Origin of the sequence: Amycolatopsis sp. cg9, assembly GCF_041346945.1 — a bacterium.
Classification (GTDB): Bacteria; Actinomycetota; Actinomycetes; order Mycobacteriales; family Pseudonocardiaceae; genus Amycolatopsis.
Window position 1 is genome coordinate 1,452,331 of the sequence record NZ_CP166850.1, and the last position, 24,971, is coordinate 1,477,301.

Annotated in this window: 14 protein-coding genes and 1 tRNA gene; 5 read left to right on the forward strand and 10 right to left on the reverse strand. The window is 67.1% G+C overall.

Annotation, left to right across the window (positions count from 1 at the left end; genetic code table 11):
• Positions 1-159: 159 nt before the first annotated feature.
• A tRNA-Arg gene (locus AB5J73_RS06530) sits at positions 160-232 on the forward strand.
• Between the two features lie 97 nt (positions 233-329).
• On the opposite strand, the gene drmB is transcribed toward AB5J73_RS06530, so the two are convergent.
• From drmB to AB5J73_RS06550, 4 genes are read right to left on the reverse strand one after another with little or no spacing between them, the layout of a single operon-like run.
• Positions 330-2,162: a DrmB family protein gene (gene drmB / locus AB5J73_RS06535; protein WP_370968800.1), complete on the reverse strand. Its 1,833-nt coding sequence runs from the start codon at positions 2,160-2,162 to the stop codon at positions 330-332.
• A gap of 10 nt (positions 2,163-2,172) precedes the next feature.
• A complete protein-coding gene (locus tag AB5J73_RS06540) occupies positions 2,173-5,400 on the reverse strand; it encodes a helicase-related protein (protein ID WP_370968801.1) in 3,228 nt (1,075 codons plus the stop codon).
• A complete protein-coding gene (locus tag AB5J73_RS06545; protein ID WP_370968802.1) occupies positions 5,397-7,283 on the reverse strand; it encodes a UvrD-helicase domain-containing protein in 1,887 nt (628 codons plus the stop codon). Before AB5J73_RS06545 ends, AB5J73_RS06540 begins: the two co-directional genes overlap by 4 nt.
• Positions 7,283-12,184 carry a DEAD/DEAH box helicase gene (locus AB5J73_RS06550; RefSeq protein WP_370968803.1) on the reverse strand — a complete coding sequence of 1,634 codons (4,902 nt, stop codon included), beginning with the start codon at positions 12,182-12,184 and terminating at the stop codon, positions 7,283-7,285. The genes AB5J73_RS06545 and AB5J73_RS06550 overlap by 1 nt, the downstream gene beginning before the upstream one ends.
• A 327-nt stretch (positions 12,185-12,511) precedes the next feature.
• Between AB5J73_RS06550 and AB5J73_RS06555 the strand changes: the two genes are divergently transcribed.
• The 3 genes from AB5J73_RS06555 to AB5J73_RS06565 are packed head-to-tail and all read left to right on the forward strand — an operon-like array spanning position 12,512 to position 16,466.
• Positions 12,512-14,611, forward strand: coding sequence for a helix-turn-helix domain-containing protein (locus AB5J73_RS06555; protein WP_370968804.1), 2,100 nt, complete (start codon positions 12,512-12,514; stop codon positions 14,609-14,611).
• Positions 14,608-15,588, forward strand: a complete 981-nt coding sequence (locus AB5J73_RS06560; RefSeq protein WP_370968805.1) for a hypothetical protein — start codon at positions 14,608-14,610, stop codon at positions 15,586-15,588. Before AB5J73_RS06555 ends, AB5J73_RS06560 begins: the two co-directional genes overlap by 4 nt.
• The gene (locus tag AB5J73_RS06565; protein WP_370968806.1) at positions 15,585-16,466 is read left to right on the forward strand and encodes a DUF6339 family protein; all 882 of its coding nucleotides are present in this window, start codon (positions 15,585-15,587) and stop codon (positions 16,464-16,466) included. The genes AB5J73_RS06560 and AB5J73_RS06565 overlap by 4 nt, the downstream gene beginning before the upstream one ends.
• On the opposite strand, the gene AB5J73_RS06570 is transcribed toward AB5J73_RS06565, so the two are convergent.
• The 4 genes from AB5J73_RS06570 to AB5J73_RS06585 form a co-directional block, all read right to left on the reverse strand.
• Positions 16,463-17,581: a DNA cytosine methyltransferase gene (locus AB5J73_RS06570; protein WP_370968807.1), complete on the reverse strand. Its 1,119-nt coding sequence runs from the start codon at positions 17,579-17,581 to the stop codon at positions 16,463-16,465. The two genes, AB5J73_RS06565 and AB5J73_RS06570, sit on opposite strands and share 4 nt — an antisense overlap.
• Before the next feature lie 50 nt (positions 17,582-17,631).
• Complete coding sequence (locus AB5J73_RS06575) at positions 17,632-18,642, reverse strand: DNA cytosine methyltransferase (RefSeq protein ID WP_370968808.1); 1,011 nt, start codon at positions 18,640-18,642, stop codon at positions 17,632-17,634.
• A gap of 104 nt (positions 18,643-18,746) precedes the next feature.
• Positions 18,747-19,658: a hypothetical protein gene (locus AB5J73_RS06580; RefSeq protein WP_370968809.1), complete on the reverse strand. Its 912-nt coding sequence runs from the start codon at positions 19,656-19,658 to the stop codon at positions 18,747-18,749.
• A gap of 40 nt (positions 19,659-19,698) precedes the next feature.
• The gene (locus AB5J73_RS06585; RefSeq protein ID WP_370968810.1) at positions 19,699-20,241 is read right to left on the reverse strand and encodes a hypothetical protein; all 543 of its coding nucleotides are present in this window, start codon (positions 20,239-20,241) and stop codon (positions 19,699-19,701) included.
• A gap of 199 nt (positions 20,242-20,440) precedes the next feature.
• Between AB5J73_RS06585 and AB5J73_RS06590 the strand changes: the two genes are divergently transcribed.
• Positions 20,441-23,332, forward strand: a complete 2,892-nt coding sequence (locus tag AB5J73_RS06590; RefSeq protein ID WP_370968811.1) for a tetratricopeptide repeat protein — start codon at positions 20,441-20,443, stop codon at positions 23,330-23,332.
• A 46-nt stretch (positions 23,333-23,378) separates the two neighbouring features.
• Here AB5J73_RS06590 and AB5J73_RS06595 read toward each other — a convergent pair whose 3' ends face one another.
• Both AB5J73_RS06595 and AB5J73_RS06600 read right to left on the reverse strand, forming a co-directional pair.
• A complete protein-coding gene (locus tag AB5J73_RS06595; protein WP_370968812.1) occupies positions 23,379-23,561 on the reverse strand; it encodes a hypothetical protein in 183 nt (60 codons plus the stop codon).
• A gap of 90 nt (positions 23,562-23,651) precedes the next feature.
• Positions 23,652-24,902 (reverse strand): MFS transporter, encoded by a 1,251-nt coding sequence (locus tag AB5J73_RS06600; protein ID WP_370968813.1) that lies wholly within the window; start codon positions 24,900-24,902, stop codon positions 23,652-23,654.
• Positions 24,903-24,971: the final 69 nt, after the last annotated feature.

A 24,971-nucleotide genomic window follows, 5' to 3' on the forward strand; every position in this document is an offset into this window, starting at 1 on the left:
ATCTCGTCGCTTACCGACAAGGTAGTGACGGAAGCCATACCGGGAGCAGCGGGGCAGCGGCTCGACTGGCCAGGCGTCTCACGGCGGCCTGGCGTTCGCCCACCTGCGGGCCTTGCTGACCTCGTACCGCATGTCGGGTAGGCTGCCCGAGGTACGCAAGCCCTCGTAGCTCAGGGGATAGAGCACCGCTCTCCTAAAGCGGGTGTCGCAGGTTCGAATCCTGCCGGGGGCACACGCAGTCTCGATACAAGAGTCGAAAGCCGGGCCGTCGCGATGACCCGACATCGTCGACAGGAGCACACACCCGAGCATGCGCTCCTGTCGAGGACTCAGACCGTCTGGGCGAAGTAGGCCAGACCCTCTGCCGTGGAATCGCCGACCAGAAGAGCTCGGTCGAGAAAGCAGTTGTTGTTTTCGCAACTGGTCTCGGGCAACAGCACACACGCATGGCAGGCCGCGAGGTTGACCCCGTCGACGCCGCTACTCTTCGACTCCATGCACAGCGGGTCGTTGGAACACCAGGAGGCTCTCAGCAACGCACCCCCCAATGTCTGCGTAAGCCGCTCGGGCTCACCCTGCGCCACCACCCCGCCGAGGCTGCCCGCTGAATCACTGGTCGCCGTGTAGATCAGGACGCCGGACATCTCGGAACCGGCGTAGATCCTTTCCCGCAGCGCGGAAGCCGGGTAGCCGCCGTCCAAGCTCCATTCGTTGATCAGGGCGTGCGCGAGAGTGTGGAGCAGCACGCGCCGCGCCGAGACGGGCGAAGTCACTTGGTCGACTGACTTCAGCGGGTCGAGCGCAGCTCGCTCGCGAAGCAACTTGAGGTGGTTGTCCCGAATGGTCGAGACCCGATCACGGACAGCATCACGGGTTTCCCATCGACGGACCTCGTCCTCTTCCAAGCGGACGAAGACTCCCTCTCCGACCACTTCGATGGCGGGAAGCCACCTCAAGTCGGCTTTGCTCAACGAAGCCTGGCGTGCATCGTCGGAGTTCTCTTCGGACGGCGTCCCACGGGTGAAGGCCGCGAGCGCCCGCACCTCGCGGAGTCGTTTGACCAACATGACGCCGTCGACTTTGAACTCGCCGAGCGGATCGAGGCTTCCTTCCGGCGGCTCGCAGACGAACGACTGCAGACCGTCGTCGGGCCGCTCTCGACTACCGGCCACCAGACTCCGGTATTCCTGCACACGAAGCGATGCCGAAGAAACGATTTCCACCTCGCCGCCGTTCGCTTCGCGCTCCCGCGCTGCCTTGAGTTCGGCAACCACCCGGAGAACGTCGTCCGGAGTCGCATTCGCCTGCTGCAGCTTCGCGTGGTGGCTTTTGCAGAACCACAGCACGGCTTCGTCATGCGCGTCCGACAACTTTTCCCGCTCCACGAGCGCGTGAACACCCTCACTGAACGGCGGAATGGAGAGAGCGCTACTCATGACCGGGTTCCAGACCGAAGAGGAACCACGTTGCATCGTCCGCGGAGTTTGCTCGCACGGCGCAGGCTTGTCATCCTGCAACCACGGAGAACTTCCTGAGCAACGGATACCCAGCTCGCGCAACGCCTTGCGGCGGAAGGCACCTTCCATGGAAGCCCTCTCACCGCAACTGCACTCGATGACGATCGCCCTCAGCGAAGCCGACGCGCCTGCCGCCCTCAGTTCGAGCGAACCCTTGCAGAAACCCGAAGCCCCCTTGCCTCGGTGCACCCACTTCGAGTACGGGAAATCCTGGATGTGACCACCGTCGCAGGCGAGCACGAACCGCGACGGTACCAGCAACTCGTCGCAGTCCCCACAGTTCGCCTTTTCCCCGGCGGTGTTGAAGTCACGAAACTTCTGCAACGCATGGCAACTCGGACAAGAGTAGTACTCGGGGAACCTCCGGACGCGAACACCGTCCTTGGCATTTTCCTGGTCCGGCGCGGGCGGCAGCCGGAACGAATCGACGCCCAGAAGCTGGGCGAGCCGCCGCTCGTGGATTTCCGGCGCCTCGGAGATGTTCCAGGAATCGAGTCCGGACACGATGAAGGACTCGTTGTCGACCGCGATGAGAGAACCGACCCCGTAGGTCGTGACGAGCTGCGACCTCCGGACGGAGCTCAGTTTGCGAGCCGCTCGCGACTTTCCGACGCCGCCGCGGCGGGCAGAACTTGTGTAACCCATCCCGTCACTCCTACCGCTTGTTTTCGAGGAACAGCGTCGACTCGGCATCTACGTCCCGCAAGCTCCACAACGTGGGCTGACCGTCGCCAGGGCCGGCTTCGTCGGTGTCGAACCCGCTGAGCAAAGCCGGGGACTGAGAGCCCCGCTTCGCCTCGTACACGAGTTCCGGGTGGTCGTCCGCCATTTCCCGCCACCATTGCACGAATGCGTCTATCTGCTCCGCGACCGACTCCGCCTCCTGCCGTTCGACACCGGCCACGCGATCCAAGATCGCAGCGCGCACAGTCGCCTTCACCTCGCCGGCGAACTTGTCGATCCGACCGGCATCACCGTTCCCGGCGAGCCCGGGGACCAACAGCCTCGACAACGCGACGACCACCGCGTGCAGACCTCGATCCCGAGCCCTCGCGGAGAACGGCGTGACGCTCGTCGACTCGACTTCCCGGTAGAGCGCGGAGTGGAAGGTGGGAAAGCTCTCGTAGTGCGAGCGATCCCTGGAACGCATGGAGTTCAACATCACGGTGACCAGACCGGGATGACGACGCCCGACCCGGCTGGTGGCCTGGATGTACTCCGCAGTCGTCTGCGGCTGGCCCATCACGGACATCAGACCGAGGCGGTCGATGTCCACACCGACCGAAATCATGTTCGTCGAGAGCAGAACGTCGAGCACCCTGTCTTCCGGCAACGCTCGCTCGATCATCTTCAGCAGCGCCGGGATCTTGGTGGAGTCCGCACGGCTGCTGAGGTCCTCGACCGAAAGATCGCCTCGTTTGCCGGAACCGTCGCGATCGGCCAACGCCTCCAACCGGTCCTGAACGTCGTCGCGGACCTGGAGTTCAGCGGCCGAAAGCAGCCGGAGGCTGTTGAAGTAGCCGACGAGCGTCCAATAGGGATCGAGCACTTCGGGGCCCATCCCGCTTTCCCGAGCACGAACGACCTCGTGGAGCAGCGCCGCATAGGTGCGCACCAGCAGCGTGGTCTGGCTGGTGCTCGACGTCATCAACCCCACGTAGCGCCGAGAGGCCTTCTCCGACCGAGGCGTTTCGACCGCGAACCACGAGTCACGTGCATCCAAGCCCGCCGGGGGGAACTGGGACACACGACGGTCGAAGAGCGCGGCGACCTGGTCGGAAGCCCGCCTGATCGTTGCGGTGGACGCCACGATCTTCGGCCGATCGGCGAGTACGTCGATCGCCGTTTCGTACAAGCCGGTCAACGTTCCGAGCGGCCCGGAGATGAGGTGGAGTTCGTCCTGGACGATGAGCTCGGGTGGCTTCACCCCGTCACGATCACGGTTGAACAGCGCCGCGGTGACCGGTCGCCACGGCAGCGAGGCGAATTTGTCCACCGTGGCGATGACGAGTGTCGGATGCCACTCGTAGACGGCCTGATCGACGACGTGCACAGGAAGACCCGGCGCCGGGTAGAAGTCACAACGCGCATTGCGGCAGCGAACCGTCATGCGCACGTCAGCCTCCACGACTTCGTAGTCGTCCGCCGTGAGTACGTCCCCGCACCAGGGGCAAGCGCGAAGCTGGACCGGGTTCTGGGTGCTCAACTGCTTCCCGCGACTCGATCGCAGCTGCTTCAGCGACTCGTTCGCGCTCTTGAGATCATTGGGCGTCGCGGATCGGCCGACCCACATGCCGATCGATATCGATGTCGAGCCGAGACGAGTCGGATCGTCGTTGCGGACCACTTCCATCGCGCAGATCAGCGTGGCTGCGCGTTCGAACTGCTGAAGAGTGAGGAGACGAAGCGTGTACCGCATCAGGACGGTCACGCCGTCTCCTTGCTCGCCGTCACGGAGACGTCGAAGAAACACGGTGAACGCGATCAGTCCGAGGTACGCCTCGGTCTTGCCGCCCCCCGTCGGGAACCACAACAAGTCGGCGACCGACCGGTCGTCATGACCCGGGTCGACGATGCCGGCGAGACACTGGAGCACGAAGGCGACCTGGAACGGCCGCCAACGTCCGGCGGCGAGATCGGGCTCGCCCTTGCGCCCGTCCTTGATCCACTGGGTCCGCGCCCGCTGCTCGGCCATGGCCTTGTTCGCCAGCCGGAAAGCCTCGAGAACCTCCGGCCGTGACTCGTCCGTGAGCAAGTCCAAGCCCACTCGCATCCGGACGAGCGCGCTCCGGCAATACTCGATCTGCTTTCGCGCAGCGCTGACGTGATCCTTCTCGGTAAGACCGGCGATGTCGACCTCACGGGCGTCGACCCAACCGGCATAACCGTCGAGCACCGAACGGAGGCGACGTCCGATCTCCTCGGCCGAGGCCCCACCGAGTCCGACCATGTCGAGCGCTCCGTCGTCGATGTCGCGGTTCGAGTCGGTGAGCAGGACCTCATGAGTCGGAATGAATTCGGTGCGCACGCTCGCCACCGCAGCGCGAGGCATCGGCCTGTACAGCTCCGGTGCCTGCCAATCCCAAGCGACCGAGCAACCGTGTCCCGTTGCGAACGACGGCACATGACGATGCAAAAGCCGGCTGAGTGCTTGCTCTTCGTCCACGGCGCCGCGAAGTGCCGGACGTTCGACGAAGGGTACGCTCCCGGCAGGGCCGGTGACCTCCAGAGCCGCTTGGAAGAAGCAGAAGGCGTCCTGGAGGTCGTACTCACCGCAAGTCAGCGTGTTCACCAACGTCACAGTCACCGAAACCACGCCATCCGCAGGTACCCGCACCAGCGCGCGCAGCGCCAGCCCATCCGGAAGACCGTCGACTTCGACCATCCCCGGAACGGTCGCATCGAGTTCGACGGGGGCGCAGTCGAGCGGCACCCGCCGCCATCGTTCACGTTGACCGTCCGTGCTCCTGGGCTCGCTGCGCTCGGCTCGCACGACGTTTCCCTCGGCGTCCTCCGGAACGTACCGCGCTCCGGCGACGGCGACGCGAAGCTTCGAGCAGACCCCGGTGTCGACCGAGAACGTCAACCCCATCGACGAGGGCTTCCGCTGGTTCGACAGCGCAACACCGAGGTCGATTTCGTCCCGGTCGGCGCCTTTGGCACCGGAGAGTTCCGGCACCTGGTCCACGCCGTCCTCCTCAACCGGATCCGGAACTTCGGTCGGCTTGCGCTGAGGGAACAGAGCACCGATCGGGTAGGCCGTGATCGGGGCGTCGGTGGTGAGAACCTCACGATCGCCGCCGTACGGTCCGAGAAGGTCCGCGCGCAGCGCAGAGCGCAGCTCGGCGCGGAGACCGTAGTGTTCACCTCGTAGCGTCGTCACTTTTCGACCGTTCCTTCCCTGTTCTCGTCGCCTGCACGCCACACGATCCGACCGAGTCCGCCGACACGGGGCGCCAACCACACGTCACCGCCTTCCCAGCCGACTTGTTCACCGACTCCCACGGCACCGACGACGGTCTGGACCGCGTCGATCTGCAGGCCTTCGATGGAGATCGGCCAAATGGTGCGCCCCTTTCCACCGAGCAGCTTCCAGAGGTCGCGGCGGAACGCCTGCGAGGCGTCGCCGATGCGAAAACCCTTGTGGAACAAGCCGTATTCCGGTGCTTCGTCGCCCGACATCGGCAAATCATGCAACTTTCGGAACTCCGCCGGATCCCCCTCGCGCACCTCCACCCGAAGGTACCGTTGGATCGCAGACGGGGCCGCCCCATCGGAACAGGCCGGGCGAAGCTGCGCTACATCGAATTCGAGAACCTCGATCCCGGTGCGCTGGGGTTCTTTACGAGAAATGTACCAACGCTCGACGCGTGACGGCAGAAACGACTTCTTCCGATACAGCCACGTCTGGGGAGCTTCCAGCCGGTAAAGGTCCAGCCGCGGCCTGGTCATGGCAACGTACAAGAGCCTTGCCGCAGCCTGGACGTCCTCGCCCGCCTTCTTGCTCTTCGGCCCATCCGGTCGGACGATGACCACACGGTCGAACTCCAGTCCTTTCGCCCGGTGGATGGTCGAGATCGTCAAGCGGTGTTCCGGCGGCGCAGTAAGGTCGTCCGGGAGACGTTCCTCGGCGATGCGCCTCCGCAACTCCGACAGGTCAAGTCGGTTCCCTCGCGCACCTGCCACTCGACGCAGAGAGCGCCAAGCGCCGGACGGCGGACGAACCGCCAGGGGGTCGACCTCGTCGACGAACTCGGCGAACCGGCTTTCGGTGATTTCCCCGTCGGCGAACGTTTCGAAGAGTCCGGCGAGCCACGGCGGCGCAAAGCGCTCCCTCGCTCCTCTCTTGACACGATGGGGTATCGCATACTTGTCCAATTCACGGGACAACGCGAGCGCTTGCGCGTTGTCCTGGCAGAGGATTCCGGTGCTGCCCTCGACCTCACGCAGGGAAGCCTGGACGAAGCCGTCTTCGAGAGAACCGAAGGACGGGACCTGCGCCAAGAGATTCGTGAGTTCGCGTAGCAGGGACGCTGCTTCGTCGTCGGTTCGCATTCGTTGGAGTCGTGGACCGGCACCCAGTGCGATTCGCGCCTCTGGCGTACGAGCACGGAAGTTCTCGTCGAGCGTGCACTCGACCAAGTCGTCCAGGAAGCTGCTGCGAAGCCAGTCGAAAAACCGTCCGGTCTCGCCTGCCCGCTCCTGCGGGTCGGCGATCTGGAACCCGTAGATCGACTGCGCGACATCGCCCACCACAGTGAAGCCGGCCTCCCGAAACCGATCGAGGAGAGTCTCGACGAGATCGCGCCGAACACCTACCAGATCCTGGATCTCGTCCACGACGAGATGACGGGGCTCACCGCGTTCGGACTCCTCGAGCACTCCGCGCCCGATTGCCTCGACTGCCAGCGCAATCCGCCGGTCGAACCCGATCCCGCCGAGGTCGACGCGGTGCGGATCCTCCTGATGGAGAATCGACGTCGCCCAGCTGTCGAAAGTCTGGGCCCGTACCCGGCGGGCGGCCACGCCCGCCCGATCGAGTCTTTCGACGATTTCGCGCACCGCGGCTCGTGAGAAGCTCAGCACCAGGATGTCCGCAGCCTGCAACTCCTCCTCTCGGATCAAGTGCTCGAGCCGGTGGATGAGCATGGTCGTCTTGCCGGCGCCCGCCCCCGCTCCCACGAGAACCTTGGCATCCCACGGCAGCTCCACGACCTCCCGCTGAGACGGGGTGAGGACGAGACGACTTTCTTCGGTCGTGATCATCACTGGCGCTCCTGCCACAGGTGCTCGAAGTCGGTGAAGGCAAGCGCCTCGGAGAAGTTGGTGATGTTGTCCCGAACGTCGAGGATGAGGCACCCGTCCTTACCGCCGTTGAGACGACCACGGAGGCCGCGACCGATCATCTGCTGATAGCTGTTCGCGCTGTACACCGGACGCGCGATGACCACAGCTCGGGTAGCCGGCGCGTCGAATCCCTGGGACAGGACACCGTAGTTGGTTATGACCCGGACGCGCCGCTCGCGGAAGTCGTCGATCTTCTTCCGCCGTTCGGCCAAAGGTGTCGAAGAATCGATCGCGACGGCCCGGATCCCGCGATCTCCCAGCTTGGCGGCGAGAAATTTCGCGTGATGGACCGACGTGGCGAACACCAGGATCGGCCAGTCGTCGGGCAAGGAGGCGATCTCGTCCAGGAGGATCTTGTTCCGCACCTGGTCTTCGGACAGCCGCTGCTCGGCGGCCTTGGGCAGGAAGGCGGCCTGACCGTCGCCTTTGAGACCGACCAACTCGTCCGGCCTGAGCTGGAGGTCCGCGCCGCGAAGCTGCCGGTGCTCCACCGCTGACAGAACCCCTCGCCTCTGCAGCGCAGGAATGGCTTCGCCCTCGAAGACACCGTCGTCGAGACGCTCGTTGCCGAAGCGCGCCACGAGCCGTTCGGTCGTCGTCTCGTTGTTGCGGAAGGGGGTCGCGGTGAGCCCGATCAGATGCCTGGCCGTCTCACGATGGGTGAGGCCGAGCTTCTCGAAGATCGCCGTATAGCTCTTGGAGATGGCCACATGCGCCTCGTCGACGAGCACGAGCGACGCGTTCCTCAGCCAGCCATTTTGGTCCTCACCGAGAATCGAGCTGAGTTTCGCATCCGTGGCGACCACCAGGTGCGGGCGATCGGCGACCGGTGTCGCGGAGTTGTTGTGCCAGAGTCGGTCGATCACCAGCTCGGACTTGGGGCCGACCTTTTCCCAGACGAACTTCCAGGACTGGACGGCCTGTTCGCAGAGCTCGCCGGTCTGTGCGATCCACAGGATCGGTCCGGCCGGCGTACCGGAGTCACGGATCCACCTGATCACGCCTTCGGCGGCGACTCGGGTCTTGCCCGCTCCGGTGGGCAGGCTCAGCATGGCCCGCCGAGGAGTCGAAGAGCGCAACAGAGCCGACACCCGGGCGGCGATGATTTCCTGGTAGTCGTGCAGCCGAGGGAATTCCACCGGCCCCGCCGCGCGAACGCGAGCGGGCGGCGCCGGGATCCGTGCACCCGCGAAAGAGTCCGGCAGATCCAGGGACGCAACGAACCGGAGCGCGGCCTGTTCGCCGTCGAACCGCGCCGGCGCGGTCGGGATTCGCGCCTGCAGATCTTTCTGGTGCACCCTGAGGATCCCGTCGCCATGGGCGTTGTAGGCCATCTCGGCAACGCGCAGAGCATCGGGTTCGCGGCCCGACTCGGTCACTTCGCTCTCGAGCAATCCATTGGGGAGTCCGGAGCGCAGATCTTCCTCGGCGATGAGCGACGAGATCTTCTCGGCCACCGTCTTCGCCTGCCTGACGGCATCGAGCTTCGCGTTCAACTCGAGATCTTGCTGCTGTCGACGGTGCGCTTCGAGCAGGCTTCGGCAGCCGTCCGTGCCCAACTTCCAACCGAACTCCATGTCAGCCAGGGAAAGAGCGGTCTCGTGTGACGCGTTGTCGGTGACGAGCACCGTGGTCCGGTCATGCAGGGTACTTCGCAACGGCGTCGTGCGGGTACCGCTCGGGGTGTGCACCACTTCTTCGAGCTCGGCGCATCGTTGAAGGAAAAGACCGTTGACCCGGGATCCGAACCGCTGGCGCAGCGGCGGGTATTCGTCGACCACCGCGACCGGGGAGCCGGCAGGTACCGAGCGCACGCGCTTCGAAATCACGTCCGAAACCCGCCTCATGCCCCAATCGGCGATCATCGCTTCGGCGTCATCGCGGTCCTCGGCACGGTCGATGAGGAGAGCCGGGTGGTTTTCCTTCACCAATTCGTGCAGTTCCTCGCGGTTGAACGCAATCGCGATCTCGTCGTCCGCGCGCAGCTCCCACCGGTCACCGACTCGGCAACGTGTGCTGTCCTCGTCGCCCAGCAGGCCGCAACCGGCCCTGACCAGCAGTGCGTACGTGCGGCCGATGAACTCGTCGTCGTCGCTCTGCTTGACCTGCGCCAACAAATCGGCCCACTGCGCGTCCCGCACCTGGTCGACTGTCGACGGCAACTTCAGCCGGGCGGCCTTGCGCGGACTGATCTCCGCGACCGGCAGGACGTCGCGGTACGCAGCCAGCTCCGGGGAAACAGCTTCGGCGACGCGGACGACGCCCTTCGAGGTTTTCACGTGGCCGTACTTCTCGAGGAGCCAGCGAATCGGCGACTTCACCGCCACGCGGGTGGCAGCGGACTTCCCGATCTGCCGGGTCCAGCTTTCGGTCAGCCCCTCGTCGGGCATCGCACCCAGGAACGCGGCACGTCCCTCCGGGGACAGTTCGAGGAAGATGGTCATGGGACCCGCAATCGGGCCACCCTCGACCTTCACCGTCTTCAACGCCGGCCGGTGATCCGTGGGCTTGAGTTTGCTCACGAAAGCCTTGTAGACCGCCGCGTGGTAATCGTCGAACCACGGTTCGCTCTCGGGCCGGTGACCGCGTGCAGGCAGGTCGACCGCACCGAAGTCGAGCAAAACTCCACGGTCGTCGACGTGGAATCGCGGGTCGATCGCAACATCGGCGTCGCGCGATCCGTCGCCGGGTACGACCGCTCCGACCAGCAAGCATTGTCCGATCGGCCGCCAGCTGCCGGCGACGGTCCGCACCTTCAGCGTGCTCTCGACCGACGGCATCGCTTTCCGGATCGCCGGCACCTGCGACGTCCGGCCTGCCGCTCGCATGAGCTCCCAGAACCGTGTCCAGGACTCGGTCGTGTAGTCGTCGAAGCCTCCCTGGTCCAACACACTGCGAAAGCGTCCCTCGGCGTCGGCATCACGGATACCGAGTTGATCCAGGGCGCGCTGGAGCGATACGTCGTCGGCCAGTTCACGGTGGACGTAGACGAGATCATCCCGGAGCCCGTCCTCGACCGTTCGGCGGAACACGCTCCCGGCGACGGGCGCGACGGCCCCGCCGTGTTCGGTGAGAACGATCTTCGCCCTCCGCGCATCTTCCGCGGCGGCCCGATCGTGGAGGTATTCCCCCTGCAACAGTGCGGCCAGGACCCTGAGCGCGGCGGCCGAACCCGCCGGTGTCCCGTCCGCCACCAGCGCTTCCAGCCACTCGCGAGTGGATGCGACTTCATGGCCGGCCGCGTCGAGGATGTGGCTGACCTTTCCCCGCCGTTCCCGCGACGCCTCTACGGAATGGTGGATCCAGTCGCGGGGCCTCCCGGGATGGCTCCGCCACAACTCCAGTGTCTTGGGATCGAGCTTCTCCGGGTGGACCCGCAGGTCCACGGGGCGACGCAACACACCGTCCTGGTCCGGCAGCGACGGTCGGGTCGCCGCCTCCTGCCAGATCCGACCGGTCAGGTAAGCGCACGCCCAGTTGGGTGATTCCTTCGACCGGCCGGGCAGGAGCGGCAGGTAGGCGGCCGGATCCTCGTCCACCACCAGCTTGCCGAGTGAAGCGACGACGAGGTCCGCAGCCACGCGCAAAAGCTCGTTGTTGAAGGCGCTCTGCAGCAGGTTCTGACGGTCTTCGTTGGTCTTCCACGCCGCGTTCAGCACGCCGCTGAGAGTCGTGGGGTATGTGGTGGGAAAGTACGCCCAAAAGGCGCCCCGATCGTTGGGGACCGTGTGAAGTGTCTGCCCCTGGGCGTTCGTCGTGACCCGGTAGTCCGGCACCGCCCAGGAAACGTCGATCGTCACCCTGTCGTGCAGCTCACCGGCCCCACGCCGGACTTCGTCCTCGACAGTGTGCGAGCGCGAGAAGACCCTGTGCTGTTCGGTGACGGCCTTGGCGCCACCACGCACCTCCCGAATGGTGCGCCTTTCGCCCGATCGAGCGACCACTATCTCGCGGCGCACCAACGGCATTCGCCTTCGGTCCTCCAGCACGACGGTGCCGACGTGCGATGAGAAGACCTGGAATAGATGGGGGAACTCGCGGGACGGCTGGTCCGCCAGCCTGCTCCGCGGGGTTTGCTGGATGTCGTGTCCGAGTCCCTCTCCGGCCCCTCGGAGCAACGGCAGACGCACGACCGTCACCGCCCAGTCGAGCAGTTCGTGGAGCACCTGGTCGAGTCGACGTTCGACGGCGACGTCGAGGGGCTTCGCAAGTCTCAGCACCGGCGAGCTCTCGAGCGCGGACAGCGGCGGAAGGCCCTTTCCGACCCGCCCGTCGTTCACCGCATCGAGGATCCGCCCACGGGCCCAGTCGGCATCGAAACCGAAGGCCCCGGTCCTGCTGAAGAACTGCGGCGTCCGGGTGACCGACAAGACCGACTTGACGCCCACGCCGAACCGGCCGATCTGGCCGCCTCGCTTGCGTGAGACACCCATGCGCAAGATGGTCTCCGCGCCCTCCGGTGTGATAGGTCGACCTTCGTTCGCGCAGTACAGGTGGTCATCAGTGAGCACGACCTGGACGCGTCCTCCGGCGCTCTCGGGTTCACGCATTTCGTCGGCGGCGTTCTGCACCAGTTCGAAGATCTGCCGGTCGCTGTACCCACCTTGGTGGATTCGACGCTCGCCATTGGCGTCCTCCTCTACACGGCCTTCGCTGAGCGCATACGTACTCAGCGCGAGGTCGGTGAGCTCGGTGATCCTTCCGAGCACGGTTCCATCGAACGTGTCCACCACCCGATTCGCTCCCAACGACGGCTGTGCGGCATTCGGAGAACGATCGCCGCTGCAGACCGGACTCCGAAATTCTTCGTGATCGATCACCGATTCACCACCATCGCCTCGCCCCGACGGCGTGTCAACCGGCTGTTGCTTTCGAATCGGACGTGCTGTATTCGCGCCAGCGAAGCTTCCCGACTCCCGACGCACCCGCTTCGGCTGCTTCGGACCGGGATCCGACCTCACCGGAGTCGAGATCGACTTCCTACGATCGATGAGGTCGCCGACCGGCCTGCAAGTGTTACGACCATCGTCCCGGCGAGTCGTGCGACGACAACGTGTCAACTATAATTTGACATGGCTCATCACGTCAAATAGAATCTGATATGCTGTAGTCGCAGGCTCCCCAACAGCGGATACAGGAGAAAGCCGATGCCGGACGGACGCCCCGACAACGACTTCGGGCCCTGGCTCGCGCGCCAGTTGCGGCGTGCGGGGCTGAGTCAGGCCGAGCTTGCGGACCGACTGGACCTCACTCGGGCCGCCGTGTCGGCGTGGATCACCGGACGGGCCCAACCCCGCGAAGAAACGAAGCGGGCCATCGCCGAGGTCTTCGGCACCGACCCGGCCGTCGTCTACAACCGCACCGGCGACCTGGCGCCGATACTCCCCCGCGAGTGGTACCACCGGCCCGCCCACGCCGACGGCGGGCGTGAATACGGGAACGCTGCCGCTTTCGCCTTCGACGCCGACCTCTCGGTGCTGGCCAAAGAGGCCACCCAGAACTCCCTGGACGAAAGGCTCGACCGGGATCACGCCGTACGAGTCCGTTACATCCTGCACGAACTCACCGGAGAGCGACTGGACGCTTTTCTGCACAACATCCAGTGGGATCGACTGCAGCCGCATTACGAGCAGGCGGCGAGCGCCGATCAGAAGGTTTCGAAGAGCTTGCGCTCCGCGCTCGACGATCTGGCCACCACGAGCGCGCTGCGCCTGTTGCGAATCGACGACTACAACGCCTCGGGCCTGATCGGTCCCGAATACACAGACGGTCAGTTCGCGGCGGTGGTCCGACGCCAACTCGACAGCTTCAAGCAACAAGCGAGCCGGGCCGGCGGCTCCTACGGTCTCGGCAAGGCCACGTTGTGGGGGACGAGCCGGTTCGGGTTGGTGCTGATCAATTCGACCCTCTCCGAACCGTTCGAGGGGAGGACCGCTCGCAGGGTGGTAGGCAGGCTGGACCTACCGTGGCACACGATCGACGAACAGGCCTTCGCAGGTCCCGCGTGGTTCGGCGAGCTCGACACCGAACCCGCCCACCGCGGGACAGCCCGATCCTGGTGGGCGGATGACGAGACGGTTCGCGGTCTCCACCTCGATCGCCCCAATGAGGACCCGGGTACCTCATTCCTCATCGTCGGTGCCCACGATGCGTCGGGAACCGCGGATACGCTTGCCGAGATGCACGACAAGCTCGTGCGGTCGTTGGCCAAGGACTTCTGGGCCGCCATGGTGTCGGGCACCGGCCGAGAGCCCATGCTTGAGGCGAGCGTGACGGCGCTCCACAACGGACAGACGGTGATCCCGGAGAAGCGCATCGATCCCCACGAGCACCACCCGGCTCTCAGCCGGGCGCTCGAAGCGTACCTGGACGGGGAAACGGTCGAGGAACTCACGGAACGCGACCAGGTGGCACAGGCGTCGGTGCCGCTGACTGTGGTGGCCAGGAAGACGGACGCCCGACGCAGCGCCGCGAACGTCGAGCACGAGGCCGTCCTCCTCGTCACTCCCGCCGGCGAGACCGATCAACAACAATTGAACCAAGTCGTTCTCATGCGAGGGAATCGGATGGCCGTGCGCGACCACCGCCCCCGGGAGGTGCCGCTCGGAGCCATGGCGTTCCAGGCCGTCCTGCTCGCCGGTTACGCAACAGGACGCGAAGGCGAGGAAGTCGAACTGGCCGAGCAGTTCTTGAGGGCTTCTGAACCGCCCGAGCACAACCGCTGGGGCAAGACCGAAGAATTGACCGCGACGTACGCCAGGGGTGCGCTGAGCAGGTTGGCCGACTTCCACCGGGCCATCGACGAGGCGATCCGCAGCATGGTCGGGAAGAGGGAGAGCACGCATCAGGCCGGCCCCGCCCTGCTTCGAGAACTTTTGAAGTTCGACAGTCCGGCAACAGGAACTCGTCGGAACCAGCCCATTCCGACGGTACGCGCCGTCACTGCCACGATCGGTGACGACGGCGCGTGGAACGTCGGCGTTTCGCTCAAACTTCCCGCCGTCGAAGATCCGTGGTCCTTGACCCCGGTCGCGAAGTTCGACGTCCGCTCGGGCAGCAAACCGGACGTGCCCTGGCGGCTCGTCTCCGCGGAGAACTGCCGGATCGAGGGTGCGAACCTGATGATCGAGCCGGGGGTGCGGTCGGCGGCCTTCACCGCCGTCACGGATCCGACCCGACACCCGGTTCCCAGCTCGATGTCCCGTCTGGTCGTGGACGTCCAGAGGACGCGAGGAGGTGCAGCGTGATCACCGTCTTCCCCTATCGAACGGTGTTCGGCGACGTCGACATGGAGGTCTCGGCTGTCACGGTGGACGGCGCGTCGCTGCCCTACTCCCGGATATCGAAAACGGAACGGACCGTGGCGCTGCACCAATCGGGCAAGGAGCACTGGCACACGGCCACCTTGCGCCTCGACGCGAGATTGCCGGACGAGGAGATCGCCGCCGGGCCATGGGAGGACGTCCGGTGCATGGCGGTGGTGACCGAAAAGGCCACCAACACCAGGATCGTCACCCGCTTGGCGGAACAGGGCACCGGTCTCTACCACGGATCCGTCGAGCTGGCCCGGTCCGCTCACCTGAACCGAGCGACAGTCGGTCTCGCGGTCGTCGGCACGGTCGACGGGATAGCCGGTCGGCTCATCGGAAGTGCCGACCGGAACTGGTACGTCGATCTGCAGTCCGCCACCCCGGTCCGGCAACGTGAGATCGACATCGTCGAAGTCGACTTCCGCGACGGTCCCGAGGCATGGCTGCGTCCGTTCAAGGATGCGCCTTGGCTGGTCGACACGTCCGGCGAGATTCCGACAGTCCTGATCAACACCTCGGCCATCGAAGGGTTCACGGACATCCTCGGCGGCACCGGCGGAACGGCGGGAGAAAAGGCGCTGCGCGAGACGATGAGCAGCCAGATCGCCCAGGACGCTTGGACCGCGATGTTCCAAGCAGCCATCAGCGACCTGGAACTGGACGAGGACGGAACGCCTCAGCTTCCCGGCGGCTGGCGCGGATCTGTTCTCGCTTCGATGTTGCCCGACGTCTTCCCCACCCTCACGCCGACGGACGCGCTCTACGAGATCGACCAACGTCGGAAGCTGGGGTTCAGCTGGTCGGAGATGCAGACTCGCATGCAGTACGCGGCCGGGAAGCGCAGCCAGGTCACCAAGCGGCTGGCCACGGCCATTCGATCCGTCCGCCGCGCGACCGACATGGGAGAACGATGACCGGCCCCCTCGCGTTCGAAGCACCGCCGGCACTCGGCTTGCTGTCGAACTCCGCTGTCGCGGCCCACCTCGGCCGTGGTGTCCAGGCCGGCGACGAGGTGCCCCCACAGATCGCACTGAGCAAGGCAGTGACTGCTCTGCCCGAGAGTGCCCGGTGGCGGACAGAACCCCTTCGCGAGCTCTTCGACGAAGCGATGCAGCGCTTCCAACACCGGAAGACAGCAGCCGACGGGTGGTTGGCTCCTCGGCTGCACGCCACTCTGCGGATGAGCCGGTCCGAGGCCGCCCGAGGCGAACTGTGGAACTTCATCGCTCTTCTGGTGGCTCCGGACTATGTGGTTTGGCGCCACCGGGGCACGGAGATCGCACCGGCATCCCGCTTCAGCGGCTTGCACTACACCCAAGCGTTCGCACGACTGTGGTGGGTGGCCGAGCTCTTCCGCAACGGCGAAGACTACCGCCCGGTCGAGACGGCGTGCCGCGTCCAGGAAATCTTCAACAGCACGATGAGGCTGGACGTCGTTGACCACCGACCGACTGCGCTGACCGTGGTCCGCATCCTGCAAAACATGGTCGAGACCGGTGCACCACGCCCAGGCGATCATCTCCACGCGCTTTCGTCCGCGATCAACCTCGCGGGAAGTACGCTCGTCTTCGAGGCGCTGGCCTCCGACCCCGGACCTGATCCCGAAGGGACCCAGGCTTGGATCGAAGGGGCGGTAAGCGCGGCGCCGGTTCCCCTGGATCGCCTGCCCGACGGTCCGGACGACGGGTCCGTGGCCGAGTCCGGCATTCAGGCGCTGCTACCCCTGTTCGAGCAGCTCGGAAAGGACGCGAACATCCGCGTCCGAACGAAGCACGAGGAAGAAGCCCCCTAGTCGACGTCCCGTCCCGTGTCGGCTCCCTCGGTCGCCACCGGACGGGACTCGTCGAAGTCCTGCCAGGTGCCGCGAACCGCATCGTCGAGACGTCGGGGATCAATCACGAGGCCGAGCGCCGTCGCCAGGACGTGAGCCGCCAACCGCGGCGGAATGGCGTTACCCACCTGTTGTGACACGTCCTTGCCGGACCACGGGTAGTCACGGGGGAAAGTCTGCAGTCGGCCTGCGTCCCAGGGATCGAGGCGCGCGAGGTTTTTTCCGTCGGGTGTCTCGAGGCGGTTGCGGGACACCTTCCCCGTCACGGTCGCCGCCGGCTCGTCGGAATGGCGGCGCCCACGAGCCTTCGGGTCGCCCCCGGTTCCGTAGTTCGAGACGACCACAAAGTCGTCCGTGCGGTCGAGCGCCTCGCCCATGGTCACCCAAAGAGGTAAGTCGTCCGCTCCCGCACGCGGCGCGCTCCCCCTCCGAAAGCGGCGGTGGGTCGCTTTCGGCAACCGGGGCTTTTCGGTCGCGCCGAACCGGGCGATCAGAATCGCCCGACGCCGGGTCTGCGGAACGCCGTACGCTTCCGTGTGCAGGATGCCCGAGGTGGTTTTGTAACCGATCCCCTCGAGCGCTTCCTCCACCGCCTCCCAGACCGGCAACACCGCGGGTACCTGTTCGAGTACGACCGTCCGGTACGGACGCCCCAGGTGGTTGGCTCGCAGCGCCCAACGCAGCGGCTCCAGCACCAGCGCGGTCCGCTCGTCCTCCAGCGTCTTCAGCTCCGACCGGACGTCCTCTCCGGCCGCCATCCTCTTGACGAACCCGAGCACTTGGTCGAGAGCGCGGCGGCCTGCGCCACCGCCCGCGACGGTGTAGGTCTGACACGGCGGACCGCCGGTGAGGATCGTTGCAGCGGGAAAGTCCTCAGGTCCCAGGTCACGGACATCGGCTTGGTGGGTTCTCAGCCCAGCGGCACGGCGGGTCGCGCACGCCCCCGCGTCCCATTCGACACCGTCGGCGACGATGCCCAGCCAGTGAGCAGCGACGTCGAGGCCACCCGGGCCCGCAAACAGGTCGACGAGGTGTGGGCGCTCGCCGAAGTCGAGTTCCTGTTGCCGGGAGGTCATGGCGGGTCAGTCTATAGAGCCGCATCCGACGCCGGGGCTAGGCGCTCCGATCACGCGAGAGCCTTCCGCAAAGCCATTCCCAGCGCTCGCGCGACAGGCGGTGGCGAGGCGTTGCCGACCTGCCGATAGCGAGCCGTCTTCCGACCGGCGAACCGCCAATCCGGCGGGAAGCCCTGGAGACGCGCCGTCTGCTCCACGGTCAGCCTGACGAGCTGTGATCGTTCGAGGTCAGGACGCCACCGGTAGCCGGGGCCCGGTACCTCGTCGGCCAGTGAACCACCGTTGACGCCCATGCGCTGCCAAGCCGCCTTCGTACCCGAAGGTCCCAGATCACCGCCTCCGCGGTTCCACGATCCGCCCACCAGCGTCGGGGCCAGCCGATCGGCGTGAGCGGCCCACTCGGCCGCTTGGGGCCATCCCCGCGCTCCCATGGATTCGCCAAGCGCGTCGCCGACTGTGACCGGCGGTTCCAACACGCGGGCAGGCTCTTCGAAGGCATCCATCCGATCGCCCTTGAGCGCGACGAAGATTCCCTGACGCCGGTCCTGCGGCACTCGGTGGTCCGCAGCATTGAGGACGAACCAGCGACCGTGGTAGCCGAGATGCTCCACCTCTGCCATCACGAAGTCACGCGTCGGCTGGTACCTGTCCCGATCGGCCAGTTCTGCCATGTTCTCCAGCAGCAGCGCCTTCGGCTGCACGGCATGCATGAGCATGATCGTCGCTCGGATCAAAGCGATTTCGACTTCGCTGTCGGCTGGGCCGTTCACGGACGCTGCCGCCGGCACTCGAGGCAGCCCTGCCGAAAGCAGGTCGATGTCGTAAACCTGTTGGTCGTGCACCGGATCGAATTCGAGAAGATCGACACGGCGGACGTCCCAGTCCGGTCGATTCAGGTTCAACGTGTCACACGCTACTTCTCGGTTGTCGATCAGCAGCAAAGGATCGAAACCCGCTTGCTCGAGTCCGAGTGCCAGGCCACCCGCCCCGGCGCAGACATCCAGGAAGCCGAAACGACGGTCCCCGTGATGCGCGCGTCCCTGATCACCGTCGGTATCCACTATCGCCCCTCGCCGATTTTCGCGCACGACCCGAAGGACAAAGCTACGCTTCCTCGCCGGAGCACAGCCGCACACGGTGTCCGGCCTAGCGCTCGTGCGCTCGTTCAGGACCACCGAGCCCCGTACGCCAGGCCTGGGGTGAGGCGCTGGAAGCGCAGGTGGATCTCCCCCGACGAGTCGACCTCGTGCGGACGACCGCGGTAGGCCGGGTCCGACACGTCCCGCTGGAACGCTCCCTCCAGTACCCGGACCTCCGGCCGGCCGCCGAAGCGGACGCGCAGGTCGAACGACTCGCACGGCTGGCGAGGGACGCACACCATGTGCGGGTGCAACGCCGAAGGCGACGTCAGCTGGAACAGCACCGAGGATTCCCAGGACTCTCCTCGAGACAACGGACGCGGCAAGGAGAGGGCGAAGCCCCAGCGATCCGATGCCTCCATTCCGCGGTCCACCAGACGTCCGCCGTAAAGGACTGTCGCCGATACGTCGCGGCGGCCCGCGGGGAGTGAAACCGCCAGGTCCAGGGACGTGAGACCATCACGGTCGGCCACGATTCGGCGTTGCTCGAGGACCAGCGGAGCCTCTTGGTCGAGCACCATAGAGACCGAAAGTGACGTTGTGTGCCAGCTGTCGGGGGACGGCGTAGCCGACGGCGAAGACGAAGCCAGCTCCGCCAGGACCTCGATCGCCTCGTCCACCCGCCGCCGGACTGTCCGCGGGTCTCGGTCCAGGAGGGAAGCCGCCCAGCGGACCCGATCCTGGTACAGCGGCTGGCGGGCCTCCGACGAGATCGCGAAGGCCGCCAGCGCCGCTACGCGGAGGTCCTCCGGGAGGTGCGAAGCCAGCGAAGACAGCCGGCCCGAGACCTTCTCGCGGATCGCCACCATGCCGTCGTCCGCCGACACCGCGCAGGCCGTTCGCAAAGATGGGCCCACGCGGTCCTCCACCCGGCCCGCCAGGCCGCGGCCCTTGCGCAGGGTCTTCAGCTCCTGGATCAGCTCCGCGCGCTCCACCATCGTTCTCCTTCAGTGGGTCTCCATGGCCGGGTCACCCCCTTCAGGACAGCGTGCGGTTGCCCGGTGGACGGGAAGTGGACAGAACGTGCATCACCGAGGCGATCAGGGCTTTTCCCAGGCGGATGCCGTCGCGGCTCAGGTAGCAACGGAACGTGCCGATGCGGCTCAACGCCTCTTCGTCCGCGTCGCCCACGCCGAACGCCACCATTCGGGGGCGGTTGGCCCACGAAAGATCGACGAGCGAAGCGAAGGCCGCGGGCCAGGTCACCGGGTCCGTCGGCTGGCCGTCGGACAGGAAGAACACCAACGGGCGGTGGACCGGCAGGCGGTGGGCCGCCAGCACACGCGCGTCGGACTCGATCGACGTGCGCAGGAACGTGAACACCGGGCCGAAGTCGGTGCCCGCGGACGCCCCCGGTGCCGGGAGGTCGGCCAGCTCGTCCATCGGCAACAGGCGCTGGACCAGGGAAGGCTCGGCGCCGAAGCCGATCACGCTGCAGAGCACCCGGTCCAGCAACGACGCGTGGACCGCGCCGCGGAACTCGCGCAGGCCGGCGTTCAGCTCGTCGATGTGGTCGGCCATCGAAAGTGAGACGTCGCACGCTATGTAACACGGCAACACGTCGGACCCCATACCCGTTTCTCCTTCACCCCTGATTCGACCGGGCGGAGCTTGGCAAGCGCGCGTGTACCGAACGTGGAAAGAATGCGGATTTTCGAAACCCTGACGGCCGATTGCGCGATGTCAAAAGAGGACAGCAAGCTGACAGCGGGGAGGCCGCGTGGAGTTCCGGATGCTCGGCCCGCTCGAGGCGTGGCACGACGGCGCCCCGGTGCCGCTGGGTGACCAGCAGCAGCGGTTCGTCCTCGTCGTGCTGCTCCTGAACGCGAACAAGCCGGTGTCGAGCGCCCGCCTCGCCGAGATCGTCTGGACCGGCCGGGAAACCAAGCCCACCCTGGTACGCAGCTACGTGAAGCGGTTGCGCGACGTCGGCGTGAGCATCGAAACCACCCCCACCGGCTACCTCCTGCGCGTCGGCGAGGACCAGCTCGACACGCTCCGGTTCGACCGGTTGCGCGCCGGCGCCGGGCAGACCGACGACCCGCGCCGGAAGATCGAACTGCTGCGGGAGGCCGTCGAGCTGTGGCGGGGGCGGTTCCTCGAAGACATCGACATCGACCGCGTCGGCGGGCCGGAGGTCGGCTACCCGGAGGAGAGCCTCTCCGACGCCGTCGGCGACCTCGCCGAGCTCGAGCTGGGCGTCGGTGACCACCGTGCGGCGCGCGACCGGCTGCGGCCGCTCGTGCGGACCGACCCGGCCAGCCAGAAGCACGCCGAACTGCTCATGCGCGCCCTGCTCGCCGGCGGTGACCGGGTCGGCGCGCTGCGCGTGTTCCAGAGCACCCGCGACGCACTGGCCGGGCTGCGCATGGAGCCCGGACCGGTGCTGCGCAACCTCGCCGCGCGCGCCGAACACGGCGATCCGCCCAGCTCACTGCCGTCGCGGCCCGGGGCGTTCACCGGCCGGGCCGGGGAGCTCGCCAAGATCGAGACGGCCGCCGCGACCGGCAAGCGCGCCGTCTGGGTGAGCGGCGCGCCCGGTGTCGGCAAGACCGGCCTCGCCATCGAGGCGGCGCACCGGCTGCGCGACCGGTTCCCGGACGGCCAGCTCCTGGCCCGGCTCAACGGGTTCACCCCCGGCGTGCCCGAGACCAGCGTCGGCGACGCGCTCACCGAGCTGCTGATCGAGCTCGGCGTGCCGGCCGAGCAGATCCCGGCCACCGTCGGCCGGAAGGTCACGCTCTACCAGTCGACGCTGTGGGGCACGCGCACACTGGTCGTCCTCGACAACGCCGCGTCGGCGGAGCAGATCCGCCCGCTGCTGCCCGAAGCCGACGGCTGCCTGGCCGTCGTCACCAGCCGGCGGATGGGCGACACCGGCGAACCGGTCCGGCTGTCACCGTTGCCGGCGGACGAGGCCGCCGAGCTGTTCACCGCGCTGACCGACGCGCCGCGGGTGCGCGGGCGGGCGGCCGAAGTCGCGTTGATCGTCAAGCGGTGCGGTTTCCTGCCGATGCCGATCCGGGTGGCGGCGGCGCTGTTCCGGCGCCACGCCGGGTGGCCGCTGGAGCACCTGCTGCACCTGCTCGAACAGGGCGGCCCCTGGGGCGAAGACGACGGCATCGCCGCCGTCCGGGTCTCCTTCCAGCAGCTCGGTGAGCCGCAGCGCGCCATGTTCCGGCTGCTCGGCGGCCTGCCCGGGCCGGACGTCGACGTCGCGGGCGGCGCCGCGCTCGCCGGGTGCGGCGTCGCCGAGGCCCGGCTGCTGCTCGACGACCTGCACGAGGTGAGCCTGCTGGAGGAGGCGGCGCCCGAGCGGTACCAGATGCTGGACCCGCTCAAGGAGTACGCCGCCGTCGAACCGGCGCCCCGGCAGGCCTTGGTGCGGCTGCTCGACTTCTACCTGGTCACGCTCGCGGCCGCGGTCGGTGCCGCGTACCCGTTCGACCGGGCCCAGCTGCCGGCGTCGGACCGGTCCTGCCCGGTGACGCCGGTCTTCGCCGACGAGGCCGCCGGGCTGCGGTGGATCGCCGCCGAGCGGGACAACCTCGTGGCCGCGATCCGCTACGCCGCCCGGCACGACCTGCCCGAGCACACCTGGCGCCTCGCCGTGCTGCTCTGGCGCTACTTCAACACGACCAACCAGTTCGAGGACTGGATCGGCACGCTCGAACTCGCGTGGCAGACCGTGTCGGCCGACCCCGGCAACGACTACGGCCAGGCGCACGTGCTGCTCCGGCTGGCGACCGCGAACGACCGGCGCGGGCAGCTCGCCGAGGCGCTCGAACTCGCCGCGCAGGCGCTGCCGAAGTGGCGCCGCCTCGGTGACGCACGGGGTGAAGCGGCGACGTTGTGCGCGCTCGCCATCCCCACCATGGAGCTGGGCAAGCACGAGCAGGCGATCGCCCACCTCGAGGCCGCGCTGGAAAAGTACGAGCTGAGCGAGGACCGGCGGGGCGAGGCCCACGCGCTGAGCATGCTCGGCTACCTCAACGAACTGCACGGCAACCTCGAAGTCGCGCTGGGCCAGCACGAAGCCGCGGCGCGGATGCTGCGGGAAATCGGGCACGTCCAGGGCATCGCGCACGCGCTCAACAACCTCGGTTCGGTGCAGGAGAACCTCGGGCTGCTCACCGAGGCGCTGGCCAGCTACACCGAAGCGCACGCCCACGCCGCCGAAGTCGGCGACCACTGCGTCGAGGCCTACGCGCTGAACAACATCGGCAACGTGCACCGCCAGCGCGGCAAGTTCCCCGAAGCCGCGCGGTACCACGACAAAGCCAAGGAGGTCGCGGCGAACGTGCCGGACGCCGACCTGCGCACGCAGCTCTACCTCGACCGCGGCGCGACCGCGCTCGCGCGGGGTGCGCACCGGGACGCGCTCCTCGCCGGCCGGGCCGCCTTGGACCTGGCCGTCGGCGACGGGAACCGCACCTACCAGGCCCGCGCGCACCGCCGGGTCGCGGAAACGCTGCACGCGATGGGCGCCCACGACGACGCCGTCACGCATTGGGACGCCGCCGTGGCCGCGTTCACCGAACTCGGTTTGCCCGCCGCCGGTGAATTGCGTGCCGAACGCGCGGATTGGGACTGCGCCTGCGTTTCGCGGTGAAAGCGTTCCGGGCCGGCCGCCCCCGGCCCGGCCGGCCCGGCGTGCGTCAGCCGTGCCAGGGGTTGCCGTCGGTGCCCGCCGGCGGCGGGGTGGTGGTCGTGACCGGCGGCGGCGTGCTGCCGCCACCGTCCGCGAACGCCGTGGTGGAGCCGATCAGCGGCACCGCCGCGACGATGCAGAGGGCGAGCACGGGGCCACCGATTTTGGCCAGCTTTCTGGGCAAGGACATGACGAATCCCTCCTCGGGAATGGTTTTTTCAGGGGATTCCGGAGTGATTTCCGGCCCTGCAACCAGGATTCGTCAACCGGCTTGAACCGACTAGGGGTTTCCCGTTTCACGCAAGAACAGGAAACAGGAAACACCGCCGGCGAAAAGGATGGCGGCCGCGGTGGCCAGCGCGAAAGCCGTCGACGTTCCGGAGGTCAGCACGCCGAGGACGGCGACTCCCAGGACCGCGCCGGTCTGGCGGGACGCGTTCAGCGCGCCGCCCGCGATTCCCGCCAGTTCCGGCGGGGCCGACCCGACCACGGCGGTCAGCAGGGACGGGATCGCCAGCGAGACGCCGAAGCCCAGGGCAGCCAAGGCCAGCACCGAAAGCGCCGCCGGTGGGGCGCACGCTTGGAGCAGCGTTCCCAGTGCCATCAAGGAAAAGCCCGACACCGCGGGGGTTCGCGGGCCGACGCGGGCGACCAGGCGGCCGGTGAAGATCGGGTTGAACGCCGTCGGGACGGTCAGCGGGAGGAACGCCAAGCCCGTCGCCGATGGGGCGTAGCCGCGGGTTTGCTGGAAGTACAGCGACAGGACGAACAGGACGCCCGACAGTCCGAAGTTCACGATCGCGCCCGCCAGGAGACCCCCGGACACGAGCCGTCGCGGGAGCATCGCGTCCGGCCGGCGTTGGGCTCGGACGAACACGAGCGCCGCCACCGCCGCGGGCAGCAGGGCCCAGAAAGCGGCTTCGACCAGGGCATACGTCAATGTCGACAAAGCAATGATCGCCGACAGCTGGCTGACCGGGTCCAGCCGGCGCGGCTTGGGCGGCGTCGACGGCGCGGACCGGGACAGCACCAGCGCGATCAGCGCCACCGGGACGTTGACCACGAAGATCGCGCGCCAGCCGAACGCCTCCGTCAGCACGCCGCCCAGCAGCGGCCCGGCCACCAGGCCCGTTCCGCTCACCGCCGCCCACACGCCCATCGCCCTGGCACGTGCGGAAGGCACGGGGTGGGCTGTCGCGATCAAGGACAGCGACGACGGCACCAGCAGGGCTCCGGCCACGCCCAGCAGGGCGCGGAGGGCGATCAAGAACGCCGGGGACGCGAGCGCGGACAACCCCGACAGCACCGCGAAGGCGACCAAGCCGGTGAAGAACACCCGGCGGGCGCCGAACCGGTCCGACCACGCGCCCGCCGTCAAGAGGAACGCCGCGAACGTCAGCGTGTAGCCGTTCGAAATCCATTGCTGGTCCGCCAACGACGGCGAGAGCGACGGCAGCGCGACCGTCACGATCGTCGTGTCCAGCATGACCAGGAAGTAGCCCAGCGAAAGGCCGGTGAGGAGTCTTGGCACACCTCGAAGCTTGGACGCTCGGTGACACCGGTGGAAGCAGGGAGTTACGATGGGTGGTATCGGGAACTC